This is a genomic window from Micromonospora avicenniae, from assembly GCF_900156065.1.
Lineage (GTDB): Bacteria > Actinomycetota > Actinomycetes > Mycobacteriales > Micromonosporaceae > Micromonospora > Micromonospora avicenniae.
The window spans coordinates 25,991-43,028 of record NZ_FTNF01000020.1; the positions used below are offsets into that span (position 1 = coordinate 25,991).

General features: G+C 73.4%; 14 protein-coding genes. 10 read left to right on the forward strand and 4 right to left on the reverse strand.

Going from position 1 to position 17,038, the window contains the following annotated elements; translation table 11 throughout:
* Positions 1-5: 5 nt before the first annotated feature.
* Entirely contained in the window at positions 6-1,301 is a 1,296-nt protein-coding gene (locus tag BXA10_RS24220; RefSeq protein ID WP_076473135.1) for an ABC transporter substrate-binding protein, read from the reverse strand.
* A gap of 144 nt (positions 1,302-1,445) precedes the next feature.
* Between BXA10_RS24220 and BXA10_RS24225 the strand changes: the two genes are divergently transcribed.
* The 10 genes from BXA10_RS24225 to BXA10_RS24270 all read left to right on the forward strand — a co-directional run bounded on the left by BXA10_RS24225 (position 1,446) and on the right by BXA10_RS24270 (position 13,470).
* The gene (locus BXA10_RS24225) at positions 1,446-2,204 is read left to right on the forward strand and encodes an SDR family NAD(P)-dependent oxidoreductase (RefSeq protein ID WP_076473136.1); all 759 of its coding nucleotides are present in this window, start codon (positions 1,446-1,448) and stop codon (positions 2,202-2,204) included.
* Between the two features lie 38 nt (positions 2,205-2,242).
* Complete coding sequence (locus tag BXA10_RS24230) at positions 2,243-2,953, forward strand: FadR/GntR family transcriptional regulator (protein ID WP_076473137.1); 711 nt, start codon at positions 2,243-2,245, stop codon at positions 2,951-2,953.
* A 108-nt stretch (positions 2,954-3,061) separates the two neighbouring features.
* Entirely contained in the window at positions 3,062-4,207 is a 1,146-nt protein-coding gene (gene dgoD / locus BXA10_RS24235) for a galactonate dehydratase (protein ID WP_076473138.1), read from the forward strand.
* Entirely contained in the window at positions 4,201-5,109 is a 909-nt protein-coding gene (locus BXA10_RS24240) for a hypothetical protein (RefSeq protein ID WP_245828431.1), read from the forward strand. Before dgoD ends, BXA10_RS24240 begins: the two co-directional genes overlap by 7 nt.
* Entirely contained in the window at positions 5,106-5,750 is a 645-nt protein-coding gene (locus BXA10_RS24245; protein ID WP_076473139.1) for a bifunctional 4-hydroxy-2-oxoglutarate aldolase/2-dehydro-3-deoxy-phosphogluconate aldolase, read from the forward strand. The genes BXA10_RS24240 and BXA10_RS24245 overlap by 4 nt, the downstream gene beginning before the upstream one ends.
* Positions 5,751-5,815: 65 nt before the next feature.
* Positions 5,816-6,706 (forward strand): SMP-30/gluconolactonase/LRE family protein, encoded by an 891-nt coding sequence (locus tag BXA10_RS24250; RefSeq protein ID WP_076473140.1) that lies wholly within the window; start codon positions 5,816-5,818, stop codon positions 6,704-6,706.
* Between the two features lie 257 nt (positions 6,707-6,963).
* Entirely contained in the window at positions 6,964-10,236 is a 3,273-nt protein-coding gene (locus BXA10_RS24255; protein WP_076473141.1) for a S8 family serine peptidase, read from the forward strand.
* A 213-nt stretch (positions 10,237-10,449) separates the two neighbouring features.
* Positions 10,450-11,670, forward strand: a complete 1,221-nt coding sequence (locus tag BXA10_RS24260) for a tetratricopeptide repeat protein (protein WP_175649294.1) — start codon at positions 10,450-10,452, stop codon at positions 11,668-11,670.
* Between the two features lie 157 nt (positions 11,671-11,827).
* Positions 11,828-12,400, forward strand: a complete 573-nt coding sequence (locus tag BXA10_RS24265) for a nucleosidase (protein ID WP_076473143.1) — start codon at positions 11,828-11,830, stop codon at positions 12,398-12,400.
* Positions 12,401-12,633: 233 nt separating this feature from the next.
* Positions 12,634-13,470, forward strand: coding sequence for a metallophosphoesterase family protein (locus BXA10_RS24270; protein ID WP_076473144.1), 837 nt, complete (start codon positions 12,634-12,636; stop codon positions 13,468-13,470).
* Positions 13,471-13,532: 62 nt separating this feature from the next.
* Here BXA10_RS24270 and BXA10_RS24275 read toward each other — a convergent pair whose 3' ends face one another.
* From BXA10_RS24275 to BXA10_RS24285, 3 genes are read right to left on the reverse strand one after another with little or no spacing between them, the layout of a single operon-like run.
* Positions 13,533-14,135 carry a GNAT family N-acetyltransferase gene (locus tag BXA10_RS24275; protein ID WP_076473145.1) on the reverse strand — a complete coding sequence of 201 codons (603 nt, stop codon included), beginning with the start codon at positions 14,133-14,135 and terminating at the stop codon, positions 13,533-13,535.
* Positions 14,125-16,173: a penicillin acylase family protein gene (locus BXA10_RS24280; protein WP_076473146.1), complete on the reverse strand. Its 2,049-nt coding sequence runs from the start codon at positions 16,171-16,173 to the stop codon at positions 14,125-14,127. Before BXA10_RS24280 ends, BXA10_RS24275 begins: the two co-directional genes overlap by 11 nt.
* Positions 16,170-16,958: an ABC transporter ATP-binding protein gene (locus tag BXA10_RS24285; RefSeq protein WP_217696840.1), complete on the reverse strand. Its 789-nt coding sequence runs from the start codon at positions 16,956-16,958 to the stop codon at positions 16,170-16,172. Before BXA10_RS24285 ends, BXA10_RS24280 begins: the two co-directional genes overlap by 4 nt.
* Positions 16,959-17,038 lie beyond the last annotated feature (80 nt).

Below are 17,038 nucleotides of genomic sequence, written 5' to 3' on the forward strand. Positions count from 1 at the left end.
CCACGTCAGCCCTTGAAGACCTTCTCGGCGGACGCCTGCCACTCGCGGAGGATCGCGTCGATCTGGTCGGGCTTGTCCATGAACTTGGTCAGCGCCGTGTCCGCGGTCGGCTGGAGCGCGTCGCTGGAGTCGCGGTTGAAGAACTGGGTCAGCTCGGCGGCGCTGTCCAGCATCGCCTTGCCCTTGGCCACCAGGGGCGAGTCGGCCGCCTTGGCCTTCGGGTGGACCGGCAGCACGATGCCGGAGCTGGACTTGACGTACTCCTCCTGCGCCTCGACGGAGGCGAAGTACTTCAGCAGCTCCTTGGTGCCGGCCGGGTTGGCGCTCTTGGCGCTGGCGAAGAAGCCGTCGGTCGGCGCCTCCTCGGCGACCGGCACCGCCTGGTCGATGATCGGGAAGCGGAAGAAGTCCAGGTCGCCCAGGGCGTCCTTCGGCGCGGCGTCGGCGAAGAAGGTGCCGATCAGGAACATGCCGGTCTTGCCGGCGAGCAGCGCGGTGGTCGCCTCCTGGAACGGGTACGCCTTGCCCTTCGGGTCGAAGTACGGCAGGACCTCGCGCCAGCGGGTGAGGACGGCCTTGACCTTCGGGTCGTCGAAGCGCTGCTTGCCGGCGAGCAGCTCGCGGTGGAACGGGGCGCCGTTGATGCGGATGTTGAGGTAGTCGAACCAGGCCGAGGCGACCCAGGGGGTGTCGCCGAGACCGATGCCGATCGGGGGAACGCCCTTGCCCTTGAGGGTCTCGCAGAGGGCGAGGAAGTCGGCCCAGGTCTTCGGCTCCTGCACGCCCCACTTGGCGAAGTTGCTCTTGCGGTAGAAGAAGCCCCACCAGTAGTTGGTCATCGGCACGAAGACCTGCTTGCCGCTGGCGTCGGTGGAGAGCGTCTTCAGCGACTGCGGGTACTCGCCGAGCCCCTGCCACACGTCGGAGACGTCGAGCAGCAGGCCCTTGCTGGCGTAGTCGTTGGCCACCGAGCCCGCGTACCACGTGTAGAGGTCCGGCGGGTTGGCCGACGTCAGGTAGGTCGGCAGCTGGGTGCGGAACGTCTCCGAGGCGATCGTGTTGACCGACGCGGTGCCCTTGCCCAGCTTGTTGAAGTTCTCGACGAGCTTCTCGATCGCCGTCTTGGCCTGCGGCGAGGAGAGGTTGGACTGGATGGTCACGGCACCGGAGCCGCCGCTCTTCGCAGGCCCGCTGGCGGAGCTGGCGCAGGCGCTCAGCAACGAGCCGGCGCCGAGCGCGCCCAGGCCCGCGAGCCCCAGGTGGCCGAGGAATCGACGGCGACCGGGATCGAAGTCCGTCACAGGTGGTCCCTTCCTCATCGACACGCTGCGACGCGGCGCTCGGTGTCGGTCTTGTTAACGGTGTGACCAGAAGGTTGCATCCGGGGTACTCTCACTGTCAAGATGTATTCGTAATTAATGGTTAAACCGTGCCTGGGGTGGTCGATGGATCCGGTCGTACGCCGGTTGGACGGCAAGACAGCTGTGGTCACCGGCGCCTACGGCGGGATCGGCGCGGCCACCGCCCGTCGCCTCGCCGCGGAGGGAGCCCGGGTCGCGCTGCTCGACGTCCGCGATCCCGCCCCGGTGGCCGAGGAGCTGACCGCCGCCGGAGCGCAGGCACTGTCCATCGTGGCCGACGTCTCCGACGAGGCGTCCTGGGCCGCCGCGATCGACCGGGTGCGCGCCGAACTCGGCCCGGTCGACATCCTGGTCAGCAACGCGTCGGCCGTCGAGATCGCGCCCGCTCACCTGACCAGCCGCGCATCCTGGGACAGCCAGCTCGGCGTCAATCTCACCGCCGCCTTCCTCGGCGTCCGGGCCTGCCTGGACGACCTGCTCGACCGCGCCGGCGCGGTCGTGCTGATCTCCTCCGTGCACGCCCTGATCGGGTTGCCCGGCCGGCCCGCCTACGCGGCCGCCAAGGGCGCCCTGGTCGCGCTCGGCCGTCAACTGGCCGTGGAGTACGGACCACGCGTACGGGTCAACAGCGTGTTGCCCGGCCCGATCCTCACCGGTGCCTGGGACGGTATCGGGGAGGAGGACCGCCGACGCAGCGTCGCGGAGACGGTCGCCAAGCGGTTCGGTACGCCGGACGAGGTGGCCGCCGTGGTGGCCTTCCTCGCCTCGCCGGACGCCGCCTTCGTCACCGGCACGAGCCTGGTGGTGGACGGTGGATGGACCGCGGTGAAAGCCTCGGCCTGACCGGCCGGGACCGACGAGCGAAGAAGGCGCGAAGAGCATTGGCACAGTACGCAGGCCGTGGCGTCCACGGACAGACCGTCGAGGTGATCGCCCGGCGCATCCTCACCGGGGAGATCGCTGAAGGCGCCACCCTGAACCTCGCCGCGCTCCAGGAGGAGCTGGACGTCAGTCTCACCGCCCTCCGCGAGGCGCTCAAGGTCCTCACTGCCAAGGGCATAGTGGACGCCCGGCAGAAGCGCGGCACCTTCGTGCGGCCCCGTGCGGACTGGAACCTGCTCGACGGTGACGTGATCCGCTGGCAGTTCGCCGACGGGGCGGACCCGCTGCTCATCGACCAGTTGCAGGAGGTCCGGGCCATCATCGAGCCGGCGGCGGCCCGGCTGGCGTCCTCCCGGGCCAGCGCTGAGGACGTGGCGGCGCTCGACGCGGCCCTGGCGGCGATGGCCGAGGCGAAGGGCCGCCCTTCGGCGGCCGTGGCCGCCGACCTCGCGTTCCACCGGGCCCTGCTCGCCGCCACCCACAACGAGTTGCTGGTCCGGATGGAGGTGGTGATGAAGACCGGGCTCGCCGAGCGCGACCGGCTGGTGCACGGCCGCGACAGCGACGACGATCCCGTCCCCAGCCACCGCGCGGTGGTCGACGCGATCCGCGCCGGCGACGAGCGCGCCGCCGAGACGGCGATGCGCGAACTGCTCGCCAAGGCCGTCCGGGACGTGGAGAAGCTGCGCTCAGGAGAGGGTGACCGGTGAGCGCGAGGAGTGAGCTTGCGAGCCCCGCAGTCGCGAACGAAGGGTCGGCTCGGTGAGCGCGAGGAGTGAGCTTGCGAGCCCCGCAGCCGCGAACGAGAGGGCGGTCCAGTGAAGATCGAACGCATCGAGACCTTCCTGGTCCCGCCGCGGTGGCTGTTCTGCCGGGTGGAGACCGACACCGGTGTGGTCGGCTGGGGTGAGCCGGTGGTGGAGGGGCGGGCCGAAGTGGTCCGTGCCGCGGTCGAGGTGCTCGCCGAGTACCTCGTCGGGGAGGATCCCCTCCGGGTGGAGCAGCACTGGCAGGTGCTGACCAAGGGTGGCTTCTACCGTGGCGGCCCGGTCCTGTCCAGTGCTGTCGCCGGGCTGGACCAGGCGCTGTGGGACATCACCGGGCAGGCGTACGGAGTTCCGGTGCACGCTCTGCTCGGCGGGCCGGTCCGCGACCGGGTGCGCATCTACTCCTGGATCGGTGGGGACGAGCCCGGCGAGATCGCCGACGCCGCCGCCGAGCAGGTCGCCGCCGGGCTCACCGGGCTGAAGATGAACGCCTGCGGCCAGCTCTCCCCGATCCCCACTCCGGCCGAGATCGACGACATCGTCAACCGGGTCGCCGCCGCCCGGGCGGTGCTCGGCGACGAGCGCGACATCGCGCTGGACTTCCACGGCCGTGCCGGGCTCGCCGCGGTGCGCCGCATCCTGCCCGAGTTGGCGCCGCTGCGCCCGTTCTTCGTCGAGGAGCCACTGCTCCCGGACCAGGCCCACCACCTGCGGGACGTGGTCATCAGCTCCCCGGTGCCGGTCGCCACCGGCGAGCGCCTCTACTCGCGGTCGGAGTTCCTCGCGCCGCTGCAGGCCGGGGTGTCGGTGGTGCAACCCGACCTGTCCCACGCGGGGGGCATCTCCGAGGTGCGGCGCATCGCCGCGCTCGCCGAGACGTACGGCGCCCTGCTGGCCCCGCACTGCCCGCTCGGCCCGATCGCGCTCGCGGCCAGCCTCCAGGTGGCCTTCGCGACGCCGAACTTCCTCATCCAGGAACAGAGCATCGGCATCCACTACAACGCCGGTTCGGAGCTGCTGGACTACCTGCTCGACCCGGAGCCGTTCCGGTTCACCGACGGGCACATCCTGCGGTTCGACGGGCCCGGCCTCGGCATCACCATCGACGAGTCGGCCGTGCGGCGCGCCGCGAAGAGCCCGCACGCCTGGCGTAACCCGGTCTGGCATCACCCCGACGGGTCGTTCGCCGAATGGTGACGCCGGCCGGGGAGCGACCGGACGACCCGGCCGTCTCGCGTCCGCACGCGGTGCCCGCCGCCCCCGGCGAGCTGGTACCCCTGCGCGCCGACGTCGACCTCGCGCTCGGCGGACGCTGGACCAGCCTGCGCGGCGGCGGGCGGGAATGGCTCTGGCAGGGGCCCGAACCGGGCCGGGAGACGGTTTCGCCGGGGGCGGCCTTCGTGGACGCCGGCGGGCTGGAGGAGTGCCTGCCCACCGTGCGGGGCAACCCCGACCACGGTGACGTCTGGTCCCGCCAATGGCGGGAGGTCGGTCCCGGTGCCGCGGTCGTCGACAGCCCGCAGTTCAGCCTCACCCGCCGGATCGCCGAACGTTCCGGCGCGGTCGTCGCCGACTATCGGCTCGCCGCCGACCCCGGCTACCGTTTCCTCTGGGCCGCGCACGCCCTGCTCGACCTGTCGCCGGCGGCCCGGCTGGAGGCCCCTGCCGGCACCCCGACCCGGCTGCACCCGGAGGCCGCCGCGCTGCTGCCGCCGGGCGTCTGGCCGGCCGGGCGGCCCTGGCTCACGGGCGACTGGCCCGCGCCGGCCGGTCTGGCGCTGGACGCCCTCGGCCCGGACGACGGCACCGCCGTCGGTGCCGTACTGGTGGGCTGCCGCCGGGTCCGGGTCGTGGACGCACCCGATGTGCTCACCTTCGAGCTGGAGTGCGACGGCCAACCCGTGGGCGTCGGTTTCTGGCGCAACCTGCGCGGCTGGCCCGAGACGAATCCCTACCGCAGTCTCGGCGTGGAGCCGATGCTCGGCGCCGCCTTCGACCTGGCCGAGGCCGGGCCTGCAGACGCGGCGGTCGTCCCCCCGGCCGGAGAGGTCGCCTGGCGGCTGACCGTCTCCGCCCATCGACAGAAAGGCCACCCGTGAACCTGACCGACGCCCTGCGCACACACCGGCTCCTCGCCATCGTGCGCGGCCCGGACCCGGACGCGGCGCTCGCCGCGGTCCTGACCCTCGCCGACAGCGGCGTGGCGCTGATCGAGGTGTCGCTGACCAGCGCGGACGCCCTCGGCACGCTGCGCCGTGCCCGGGCCGCGCTCGGCCCCGAGTTCGGTCTCGGCGCCGGTACCGTGCTCAGCGCGACAGACGCCCGCGCCGCCGCCGACGCGGGCGCGACCTTCCTCGTCACTCCGGCGCTGGCCGAGAGCCTCGACGAGGGGCCCCGACTCGGGCTGCCGGTGCTCGCCGGCGCGCTGACCCCGACCGAGGTGCTCGGCGCGCTGGCGGCCGGTGCCGCCGCGGTCAAGCTCTTCCCCGCCTCGATCGGCGGGCCCGGCTATCTCGGTGCGCTGCGCGACCCGTTGCCCGACGTCCCGTTCGTGCCGGTCGGCGGGGTGGACGCCGAGAGCGCCCGCCAGTACCTGGCCCGGGGCGCGGTAGCCGTCGGAGTCGGCTCCCCGCTGCTCGGTGACGCGGTGCGCGGCGGAGATCTCGACGCGCTCCGCGCCCGGGCCGCCGCCTTCCGCGCGGCGGTGGCCGACGTGCCGGCCGTACCGTCCCCGCGCTGATCGAGGCACGGGACCTGCCCACCGCTGTGTTGCTGGACGTACCGCCCGCCGATCGAGGAGGAGAGATGGAGTTGACCGAGCCGACCGCGTGGAGCGCCGACCGGCTGGAGCTGGGCGAGGGCGCCCGTTGGGTGGACGACCGCCTCGTGCTGGTGGACCTGCTCGCCGGGCGACTGCTCACCACCGATGGCGACGGCCCCGCGCCGCTGGTCGAGCTGCGCCGGCTGGACGTCCCGCTGGGCGCGGTCGCCCCGGTCGACGGTCACCCGGGGGAGTGGCTCGCCGTCGCCGGCACCGGCGTCGCTCGGCTCACCGCCGACGGTGGGCAGCGCGCCGTCGCGGACCTGGAGGGCGGGAACACCGAGCCGGCTCGCATGAACGACGCCGTGGCCGATCCGCACGGCCGGTTCTGGGCCGGCAGCATGACGTACGCCGGGACGCCCGGCGGCGGCTCGCTCTACCGGATCGATCCGGGAGCCGCGCCGGTGCCGGTGGTGACCGGGTTGACCATCGCCAACGGACCGGCCTTCGACTGCGCGGGTACCACCATGTACCTGGCCGACACCCCGCGCGGGCACGTCGACAGGTTCACTGTGGACGCCGGCACCGGTGCCCTCGGCGACCGGACGCCGTTCCTGCGGCTCGACCCCGCCGAGGGTGCGCCGGACGGCATGACCGTCGACGCGGAGGACCACCTCTGGGTGGCGCTCTGGGGTGGCTCGGCGGTACGCCGCTACCGGCCCGACGGCACGCTGGACCGGGAGATCCGGCTGCCCGCGGCACAGCCGACCAGTGTTTGCTTCGGCGGTCCCGGCCTGCGCCGCCTCTTCGTGACCACCGCTTCGTACGGCTTGCCCGACCCCGGTCCGTTCGACGGCGCGCTGCTCGCCGTCGACGTGCCGGTCGCCGGTCGGCCCGCCGCGCCGGTCGCGGCCGGGTGGGCCGGCCACGCCTAGCGCGTACCAGGCAGGTGTGCGGGCGCTCGGTGAACTCGCCGGGCGCCCGCTTCGGTTGGGCCCGCCCGACGAACGGTTGCCATTACGTGATCTTGACGGGGTCGACAGCCAGTCGATGATCCACAAGCATTACCGTCCGGGCGGGTTCTCGCATTGGCAGTGCGAAAACACCACCCGAATCCTATTCGGACACGACGTACCGCCGGCTCCGGTGACCCGGCCGGCGGCACGCCCTGTCGCCATGCAAAGGAGCACGCATGCGACGTCGCCGTTCATCCCCTTACGGCGCGCTTGCCCTCGTCACCGTCGCCGGGCTGCTGATCGGGGCCGGCCCGGCCGATGCCGCCACCACACCTCCCACGCCGGCCGCCACCTCGGCCGCCGAGCCCACCCCGGCCGAACCGGCCAGGCAACCGGCCCGCACCCTGACCCTGATCACCGGCGACCGGATCGAGTCCTCGGCCGGCCGGATCGCGATCGTTCCGCGCCACGGCATCCAGTTCCTCCGCTACCGGCACGGCGACGACGAGTACGTCGTGCCCTCCGATGCCCTCGGGCTGCTGCGCGAGGACCGGCTCGACGAGCGGCTGTTCAACGTGACGCAACTCCTCGCCGACGGCTTCGACAGGCGTGACGGGCTACCGCTGATCGCGTCCGACCTGACCGGCATGCGCGGGCTCACCGCGCAGCGACGACTCGCCTCGGTCGACGGCTTCGCCGCCGAGATCCCGGTCGCCGACCTGGCGCGCAACTGGCCGACGCTGCGAGACTCGCTGCGCGCGGGGAAGCTCTGGCTGGACGGGATCCGCAAGCCGGCCCTCGACGTCAGCGTGCCCGCCAGTGGCGCCCCGGCCGTCTGGGCTGCCGGCTACGACGGCTCGGGTGTCAAGGTGGCGGTGCTCGACAGCGGCATCGACGACACCCACCCCGACTTCGCCGGACGGGTAGCCGCCGAGCGGAACTTCGTCACCGACTACGAGACCACCGACGACGACCTCGCCGGACACGGCACCCACGTCGCCTCCATCCTGGCCGGCAGCGGGGCGGCCTCCGACGGCCGCTACCGGGGCATGGCGCCCGGAGCGGACCTGCTGGTCGGCAAGGTCTGCTTCAGCTACTACGGCCTCGGCGCGGCCTGCCCCGACTCGGCGATCCTCGAGGGGTTGCGCTGGGCGGCCGAATCCGGCGCCCGGGTGGTCAACCTCAGCCTCGGCGCCGACGACCAGCCCGGCGTCGATCCGATCGAGGCTGCCGTCAACGAGCTGACCGCCGAGTACGGCACCCTCTTCGTCGCCGCCGCCGGCAACAGCGGCTGGGTACCGCAGTCGATCGGCTCACCGGCCTCGGCCGACGCCGCCCTCGCGGTGGGCAACGTCGACAAGAGCGGTGTCCGCAGCTGGGACTCCGGCCAGGGCCCTCGGCTGGGGGACTACGCCGTCAAGCCGGAGATCACCGCCCCCGGTACGGCGATTACCGCGGCCCGCTCCGCCACCGCCGACGTCGCCCCACCCGGCGAGCAGTACGTCTCGTTCAGCGGCACCTCGATGGCGAGCCCGCACGTCGCCGGCGCGGCGGCGCTGCTCGCCCAGGCGCACCCCGACTGGCGTGCCGGCCAGCTCAAATCGGCGCTGATGGGTTCCGCCCGGCCCAGCGCGGCGATCGACCTGTTCGGCCAGGGCGCCGGCCAGCTCGACGTGGCCCGGGCGCTCGCCCAGCCGGTCGCCGCAGACCCACCGGCGGTCAACTTCGGCTTCCGGGCGTACCCGCACGACGCGCAGGACGTGGTCACCCGGCCGGTGACGTACCGCAACGACGCCGACGCGCCGATCACCCTGCGGCTCGCCGTGACCGGTGACGTGCCGGCCGGCGTGATCACGTTGGACGGCAGCACGGTGACGGTGCCCGCCCACGGGCAGGCCACGGTCCAGCTCACCGCCGACACCCGCGCCGGTGGGGACGCGTACGGCACCTTCGGCGGCCGACTGGTCGCCACCGCGGACGGGGTGAGTGTGCAGACCCCGTTCAGCGTCTTCCGGGAACAGCCGTCGGCCGACGTGCACCTGAAGGTCACCGCCCGCACCGACGCCCCGCAGGAGGTGGTCACCCAGCTCGGCAACCTCGCCACCGGCGAGTTCGTCGTCAGCTACGACAGCGCGGACACCCTCCGGGTGCCGATGGGCGACTACGTGGTGCTCAGCATGGGCATCAGCGCCGACGGCACGGGCACCATCCTGGCCAACGGCCGGCTGACCGTCGACCGGACGACCGACCTGACGCTCGACGGCCGCCAGGCCCGGCGGGTCGACATCCGGCTTCCGGAGCGGGACGCCGCCCCGGTCCTCGGTGAGGTCGAGGTCCAGCACACCGGCGCCCCGCAGCTGTTCGCCATGAGCCTCGCCGGCGACCCTGGCTCCATCTACACCGCCGACCTGGGTCCGAAGAACGTCGACGGTCTGATCACGTCGGTGACGGCGCTCTTCGCCCGCCCCGACGGGAACGGTGGCTTCACGGCCAGCCCGTACACCTACCAGACCGGCTGGTACCAGACCGGCTCGTTCGTCACCGGCTTCACCCGCGAGCTCAGCGAGCGCGACGTGGCCAAGGTCCGGGTCGGCTACGCGTCCGCGGCGACCGACGGGGTGGGTACCCGGGCCAACTACCCGGTCATCCCCGGGGTCGACTACCCCGACGGTTTCATCCTGCCGTCCACGCCGCTGCCGGCGCAGCGAACCGAGTACTACGCCGGCAACCTCGGCTGGGAGTCGACCTTCGAGGAGGGCGTCGGCGCGGGCGCGGACTACCGGCGGGTGGCCGAGTTCGACGCGCAACGGTCGGACTACCAGGCCGGGAAGGACTACACCGAGCAGTGGAACCAGGCTGTCTTCAGCACGCCGATGACGCCGGCCTTCCCTGAGTACCCGATCGTCGAGCGGCGCGGCAACGAGTTCCTCCTCCGGCTCGACGGCTACGCCGACGCCGCCGGTCACCGGGGCTTCTCGGAGGCGGCCGGGTCCACCGGCAAGCTGGCGCTGTACCGGGGTGACACGCTGGTCGAGGAGCGGGCCGGGGCGTACGCCGGCGTCGACGTCGGCGAGCCGGGCCGGTCCCGGTACCGGCTGTCGTACGGCTTCACCCAGCCGGCGCCGGCGCGGCTCTCCACCAGCGTCGAGACCGTGTGGGAGTTCGACTCGGCGTACACCGCGACCGGTACGGCCCTGCCGCTGACCGCGGTCGGCTTCGCGCCGCAACTGGACGACACCAACGCGGCGAAGAAGCACGGCATGCTGGCGGTGCCGCTGACCTTCACCCGCCAGGCCGGCGCCGGCAAGGTCGCCAAGGTCGAGGTCGAGGCCTCGTTCGACGACGGCGCCCACTGGAGCAGGACGCAGGTGCTGTCGCTGCCGGGCGGCCACACCGCCAAGGTCAAGCATCCGGGCCGGGCCGGATTCGTGTCGCTGCGTGCCCGCGTCACCGACTCGGCCGGCGCGGTCGTGACCACGACCGTGATCCGGGCGTACGAGATCCGCTGACACCGATCGAACGTTGGTGGGGCCGTCCTGGTCGGGGACGGCCCCACCACCGTCTTCGGTCACCGACCACCGCACTGGGTGCGTCGCGGCCCGGCCCCGGATGTACGGCTCGCGCCGGGCGCGGTGGATCTGGCCGCTCAGCCACCCAGCTGATCCGTCCGGTCGGCGATGCCCACGGCTTACTGCGTCGGCGGCGTTCCTACACTGCTGCGCGTGGCACTTCGGGCATACGAACGTGGGTTGCTCGCCATGCAGCGTCGGGCCTTCGAGGAGGCTCGTGAGCAGCTGGCGCTGGCCGGACCGGATGACCGGGCGCTGCTGCTGCTGGGCCAGTTGGCCAGCGCCGGTCACGGCGAGCAGGTGGATCCGGTGCGGGCTCGCGAGTTGTACGAGCGCGCGGCTGAGTTGGGCAGTGCCGAGGCGGCGCACAACCTCGGGGTCCTGTACGCCACCGGACGGGGTGTCGCGGAGGACCAGGCGGCGGCGTTGCGGTGGTATCAGCGTTCGGCCGAGCTGGGCTACGGGCCCGCTCGCCGGATGGTCGGTCTCATGTACGCCACCGGTCAGGGCGCGCCCGTGGACCAGGATGCAGCCGAGCGGCACTGGCGGATGGCCGCGGCCGCCGGCGAGGCACAGGCGTTGCACGATCTGGGCGCCCTCTTCGCATACCACAGGGTGAACCTGCCGGAGGCTGCGTCCTGGTACCTGGAGGCCGCCAAGGCGGGCATCGAGGCGGCCGAGCGGGAATTGGCTCTACTCGCGCCGAAGCTCCGTCTGTTGGCTTCGGTGGACCCTCGGGCTCGCACGATGCTCGGGGTGATCCGCGCCTTCCACCTCGGGGATCCGGCCGGAGGAGTGAAGCTGCTCGCCGTCTCGGCGGAGGGCGGGGACCCGGTCGCCCAGCGAACGCTCGGCTACCTGGTCCAGCACGGCGTCGGCACGGCAAAGGACGATGTCCGGGCGAACGCTCTCTATCAGGCCGCCGCCGAGCAGGGGGATGCGTTTGCCGCGTTCAACCTTGGTGTGCTGTCCGGTGGGTCCGATGAGGCGGTGCACTGGCTGCGCCAGGCGGCCGACGCCGGGGTCGTTGAGGCGTACTCGCGGCTGGGTGATCGGCTCAGCGAGCGTGACCTCGACGAGGAGGCGTTGCGGTGGTACGTGCGGGGTGCCGAGGCCGGCGACAAGGGCAGCATGTTCGCGGCGGCCTGCTGGTACCGCGACGGATTCGGCGGTCCTGTCGACCTTGTGCAGGCACTTCGGTGGTACCTCGCCATGTTGAACGTAGATAGCGGCGACGGCATCCACGAAGCACATGCGATCGTGCCGCGGATGACGACCGACGAGATCCACGAGGCGGGCCGGCTCTCGGGCCGGCTGCTGGAGGCCGACTTGTTCGTGCAGCGGGAAGGCCGGCCGAGCGCCGCCTCTGATTGACCTGGTGCTTCGGCCGGTGGACGTCCTGGCTATCCGCTCGGCTTGCGTCCGCAGTCCGGGCGCCGAGCCGTCAGATTGCGCCCGGGGTGGAAGTGACGCAGGTTATGACGGCTCGCCCCTGGGCCGCCGCGGTCCCGCCGCTCCGTACGCTGCCTCTGTGATTCTTCGCGGCAAGATCCGGTCCGACGCGCCGCTGCTGGTCCTGGCCGTCGAGGAGGAAGCGGCTCATCTCGACGCCGACCTGCCGGTGCTGCTCACCGGGATGGGCAAGGTCAACGCGGCGGCCGCCGTGGCGGCGGCATTGGCCACCGGGCCGAGGCCGAGTCTGCTGCTCAACCTCGGCACCGCCGGGGCGCTGCGCCCGGGCTGGGCCGGCATCCACGAGATCGGCACCGTGCTCCAACACGACCTCGACACCGAGCTGCTGCGCACCCTCACCGGGCAGATCTACGGCGCGCCGCTGACCCTCGGCACGCGCACCGCGGTGCTGGCCACCGGCGACACATTCGTCGCCGAGGAGGCCGCCCGCGCCCGGCTCGCGCGGCAGGCGGACCTCGTCGACATGGAGGGGTACGCCGTCGCCTGGGCGGCGGCGCAGGCCGGGGTGCCGTGCCGGTTGGTCAAGCGGGTCAGCGACGAGGCGGGCGAGGGCGCGGACCGGGCCTGGCGGGACGCGGTCGACGACTGCGCCCGTGACCTCGCCGGCTGGGTCCGGCGCGAGTTCGCCTGACCCGACCCGGCCGGACCACCGTCTCGATCATGGAGCTGGCGGGTCGGCTCCCCGGTCTGTCAGGCCGCGAACCACGATCAACGCGACCGACGCGCCATGCGCCCGGAGTGCTGGGGCATGGCGGCGCGGATCGGCGTTAATCTACTGCGGACAGTCGGTGGAGCAGGGGGTGCGGCCGTGCGGGTACGGACGTCGGGTCGCCGCGTCGCCGCCCCGGCCCGTGGTCGGGCACGGTGAGGGGCGGGCGGCTGCTCGCCGTCAGCGACCTGCACGTGCGGTACGCCGAGAACCGCGCGATCGTCGACGGGCTGCGCCCCGGTTCCGACCACGACTGGCTGATCGTGGCCGGCGACGTGGCCGAGTACTTCGCGGACGTCCGCGCGACGCTGGCGCTGCTGCGCGACCGGTTCGCCACCGTGATCTGGGCTCCCGGCAACCACGAGCTGTGGACGCTGCGCGACGATCCGGTCCAGCTGCGCGGTGCGGCGCGCTACCGGGAACTGGTCGCGATGTGCCGCGAGTTGGGCGTACTCACCCCGGAGGACGCGTACCCGGTCTGGTCCGGCCCGGACGGCCCGGTGACGGTGGCCCCGCTGTTCACGCTCTACGACTACTCGTTCCACGCCCCTGGCACCACCAACAAGGAGGAGTCGCTGCGCCGGGCGTACGACGCCGGGGTGGTGTGCACCGACGAGATGCTGCTGCATCCCGACCCGTACCCGGGACGCGACGCCTGGTGCGCGGCGCGGGTGACGCACACGGAGCGGCGGCTGGCGGCCGTCGACCCCGCCCAGCCGACGGTGCTGGTGAACCACTTCCCACTGGTCCGCGAGCCGACCCGGGTTCTGCGCTTTCCGGAGTTCGCGCAGTGGTGCGGCACCACGCGGACGGCGGACTGGCACCTGCGCTTCCGCGCGGCAGCGGTGGTCTACGGCCACCTGCACATCCCGCGCACCACCTGGTACGACGGGGTCCGCTTCGAGGAGGTGTCGCTGGGCTACCCGAGGGAGTGGAAACCCCGCGCTGTGCCGTTCCAGCCGCGCGTGGTGCTGCCCGCCCCGCCGTCCTGACCCACCGAAGGTGCCACGTCGCGCGGGATCCGGCGGCCCGGGCCACGTCGCCGCGACCGTCGTCACCGATCGTCGGTCGGGGGCCGGTCCGCAGCGACCGCCGGCCGGTCGAGGAAGAGCAGTCTGGCTCGTTTCTCCGGCTTGTCGACGATCGGCCCGAGGCGGAAGCCGGCACGCACCAGCCGGGCGATCGCCTTTTCGTTGCGTGCGTCCGGCTCGGCCAACAACCGTCGCCGGTTCGGGTCGGCCCAGACGAAGTCGAGCAGCGCGCCGAACAACACTCCGGTGAAGCCCGGCTCGGCCACGGCCGCCGGGCCGACCAGCAGGTGCAGGCCGAAGTCCCCGGGCTGGACCGGGTAGCACTCGCCGACCGGGTCGGCCTCCGGTTGGTACGTCTGGAACAGCGCCACCGGCAGCCCGTCCCGGTGCACCAGGTAGGCGTGGTGCGTGGTCAGCGAATCCAGGTAGGCGTAGATCTCCCGCACCCGCTCGCGGTCGGCGTCCAGCATGCCCCAGAACCGGGCCCGTTCCTGCGTCACCCAGCCGTGCAGCAGGTCGACGTCGCCGTCCGGGTCGACCGGGCGGACGGTGAGCCGGCCGAACCCGGCCACGTCGCGGTCGTAGTGGTGCAGGCCGGTCCCGGTGCTGTCCTGGTCAGTGGTCATCTCGCTCCTCGGTGAGCCGCGCCCAGTCCGTGGTCACGGGCAGCAGGTCGCCGGCCAGCCAGGCCGGCGTCTGGTCGTGGTGGTGCGCGTCGCCGGGCACCCCGCAGGCGCCGAACGGCACGACCCAACGGCTGCGATCGCGGTCGCCGAGATCCCAGACGTAACGCGCCGCCGGCCCGCGCAGGCAGTCGTGGGTGACTCCCGGCACGCTGGAGGTGGAGAGCACACAGTGGTGATCGCCGGCGAGGCCCGGCACCGCCTCCGCGTCCACCTCCGGCAGCGCCCGCCACGGCGTGAGCCGGTGCAGCTCGCCCCAGCGGGGCAGGTCCCGTTCCGCCACTTCCTCGACGGCGGCGCGCACCAGCGCCTCGGGAACGCCGTCGGGCAGGAGCCCGCTGCCCAGCACCGCCTCGATCGCGTGCGCCACCCGCGGCGTGAGCGCCAGCCAGGGCTGGAACACCTGCGGGTACGCCGGTGGGTCGGCGAGCGGGGCCAGTGCCTCGTGGGCAGCGAGCCGGCGTACGAGGGCCGCCCGCACCAACGCGTACGCGGCGGCGTCGCGGCTGTCGGCGGCCATCCGGCGGTCCCAGCCCAGCAACCGGTCGCGCAGGGCGGTGGCGCCGGGACCGAGCCCGGTGAGCCGGGCCAGCCGGGCGATCAGGGGGCCCGCCGAGGCCAGGTGCGCGTCAGTGTGGACAGTCGCCATCGCCTCGGCCGTCCAGTCGCCGCCCGCGTCGAGCAGTTCACGGATCCGGTCGGCCCGGTACGGCGGGGCGAACTCGACGCCGAGCGGCGCGGCGAGTTCGCGCGCGTTCGCCATCACCGCGCGGCCGTTCACCTCGGCGCGCGGCATCGGCGCGTACCAGCCCTGCCAGGCGTGCTCGGCCGACCAGGCGGGGACCACCCGGTGCCGGTTCGCCGGGTGCCGCACCGGCACCGCGCCGGCGACGCGGTGCAGCAGCCCGCCGGAGGTGTCGGCCGCCTGGAGCACGTTGACCGGCTCGACCCACCGGTCGACGGCCGCGTCCACGTCGGCGACGGTCCGGGCCCGCAGCAGCGCCGGCAGCGTGGCGAAGCCCAGCTCCGCCAGCACCCGGGGCGGATGGCGGAGGCTGATCGCCGTCGCGTCGTCCGGGCCGCCGATCACCACCGGTCCCCGGGCTGTCTCGATCACCTCGACCTCGATCGGGTTCCCGCCGGCCACCTCGACGGTCTCCGTGTGCGTCGCCGCGGGCTCCCAGCCGTCCGGTCCGTACGCCTCGACGGCGGTGCCGCGGCGGCGCAGCCGCTCCGCGTACAGGTCCTGGTAGTCGGCCATCGCGTTGGTGATGGCCCAGGCGACCGCTCCGGTGTGTCCGAAGTGGGCGATGCCTGGCACGCCCGGCACCGCGAGCCCGACCACGTCGTACTCCGGGCAGGCCAGCCGGATCTGCTGGTACACGCCGGGGTCCTCGATGAAGCGGTGCGGGTCCCCGGCGAGCAGTGCCGCCCCGGCGGCGGTGCGGTCACCGGCCAGCAGCCAGCCGTTGCTGCCGGCGGTGGCCGGAGCGTCGGCCGCGAAGAGAGTCATCCACCGCTCGCCGAGCCGGCGGGCCACGTGCTCGCGCCACAGCTTCGTCGGCATGTTGGCGAACAGGACGTGGTGGGACAGCCACACGGCCAGCGGGGTCCACGGCTCCCACCGGCCGGGCCGTAGCCCGACGGCGGCGAACTGCGGCGACCGGGCCGCCCCGGCGGGCAGGCCGGCGTTGACCCCCTCGACGTAGGCGCCCACCCACTCGGCGGTGGCCGGATCCAGCGCGGCGTGGCAGCGGCGGGCGGTGTTCGCCAGCCGCGCGCACCGGACGAACCGATCCCAGCCGAGTTCGTCGACGCCGAGGAAGGCCGCGCTGGTGCCCTGGGCCCGGTGCCGCTCCACCTCCAGCTGCCAGGCCCGGTCGTACGCGGTCACCCGGCCCTGCGCCGCGGCGAGCGCCAGCTCCCCGTCGGCCCGCAGGTGCGGGACGCCCCAGGCGTCGCGGAACACCCGGGCGGTCACGCCGGCTCCGGGGCGGGTCGCGCGGCCGGGCGGCGGGCGGCCGGAACGACCAGCGGGGTGCCGCTCTCCGGGTCCTCGATCACCCGGCAGGACAGCCCGAACACCTCCGCGACCAGCTCCGCGGTGACCACCTCGCCGGGCGGCCCGGCGGCGACGACCCGACCGTCGCGCATCGCGATCAGGTGGGTGGCGTACCGGGCGGCGTGGTTCAGGTCGTGCAGCACCGCGACCAGGGTGCGGCCCTGCTCCTCGTGCAGCCGGGCGCACAGGTCGAGGATCTCGATCTGGTGGGCGATGTCCAGGTAGGTGGTGGGCTCGTCGAGCAGCAGCAGCGGCGTCTGCTGGGCCAGCGCCATGGCGATCCACACCCGCTGGCGCTGCCCACCGGAGAGTTCGTCCACCACCCGGTCGGCGAGGTCGGCGACGCCGGTGGCCGTCATCGACTCCTCGACCACCCGCTCGTCCTCGCGGGACCACTGCCGCAGCAGGCCCTGGTGCGGGTACCGGCCGCGGGCCACCAGCTCGGCCACCGTGATGCCGTCCGGCGCGATCGAGGACTGCGGCAGCAGACCGAGCGTGCGGGCGACCTGTCGGGCCGGCCGGCGGTGGATGTCCGCCCCGTCGAGCAGCACCGATCCGCTCGTCGGCCTGAGCATCCGCGACAGCGCCCGCAGCACCGTCGACTTGCCGCACGCGTTCGGCCCGATCACCACCGTGAAGGAGTGGTCCGGCACGGCGACGGTCAGGTCTTCGGCGACGGTGCGCCGGTCGTACGCGAGGGTCATCCCGGTGCCGCGGAGCCTGGAGGTGCCGGCCTGCATGAGTGGTGCTCCGTTCTCGTCGCTGGTGTTCCCGGCGGTCCCGC

Excerpts from the sequence above, each read along its gene's own strand:
- BXA10_RS24225 (WP_076473136.1), top strand. The coding sequence starts at position 1,446 with ATGGATCCGGTCGTACGCCGGTTGGACGGCAAGACAGCTGTGGTCACC.
- BXA10_RS24240 (WP_245828431.1), top strand. The coding sequence starts at position 4,201 with ATGGTGACGCCGGCCGGGGAGCGACCGGACGACCCGGCCGTCTCGCGT.
- BXA10_RS24250 (WP_076473140.1), top strand. The coding sequence starts at position 5,816 with ATGGAGTTGACCGAGCCGACCGCGTGGAGCGCCGACCGGCTGGAGCTG.
- BXA10_RS24255 (WP_076473141.1), top strand. The coding sequence starts at position 6,964 with ATGCGACGTCGCCGTTCATCCCCTTACGGCGCGCTTGCCCTCGTCACC.
- BXA10_RS24275 (WP_076473145.1), bottom strand. The coding sequence starts at position 14,135 with ATGACCACTGACCAGGACAGCACCGGGACCGGCCTGCACCACTACGAC.
- BXA10_RS24285 (WP_217696840.1), bottom strand. The coding sequence starts at position 16,958 with ATGACCCTCGCGTACGACCGGCGCACCGTCGCCGAAGACCTGACCGTC.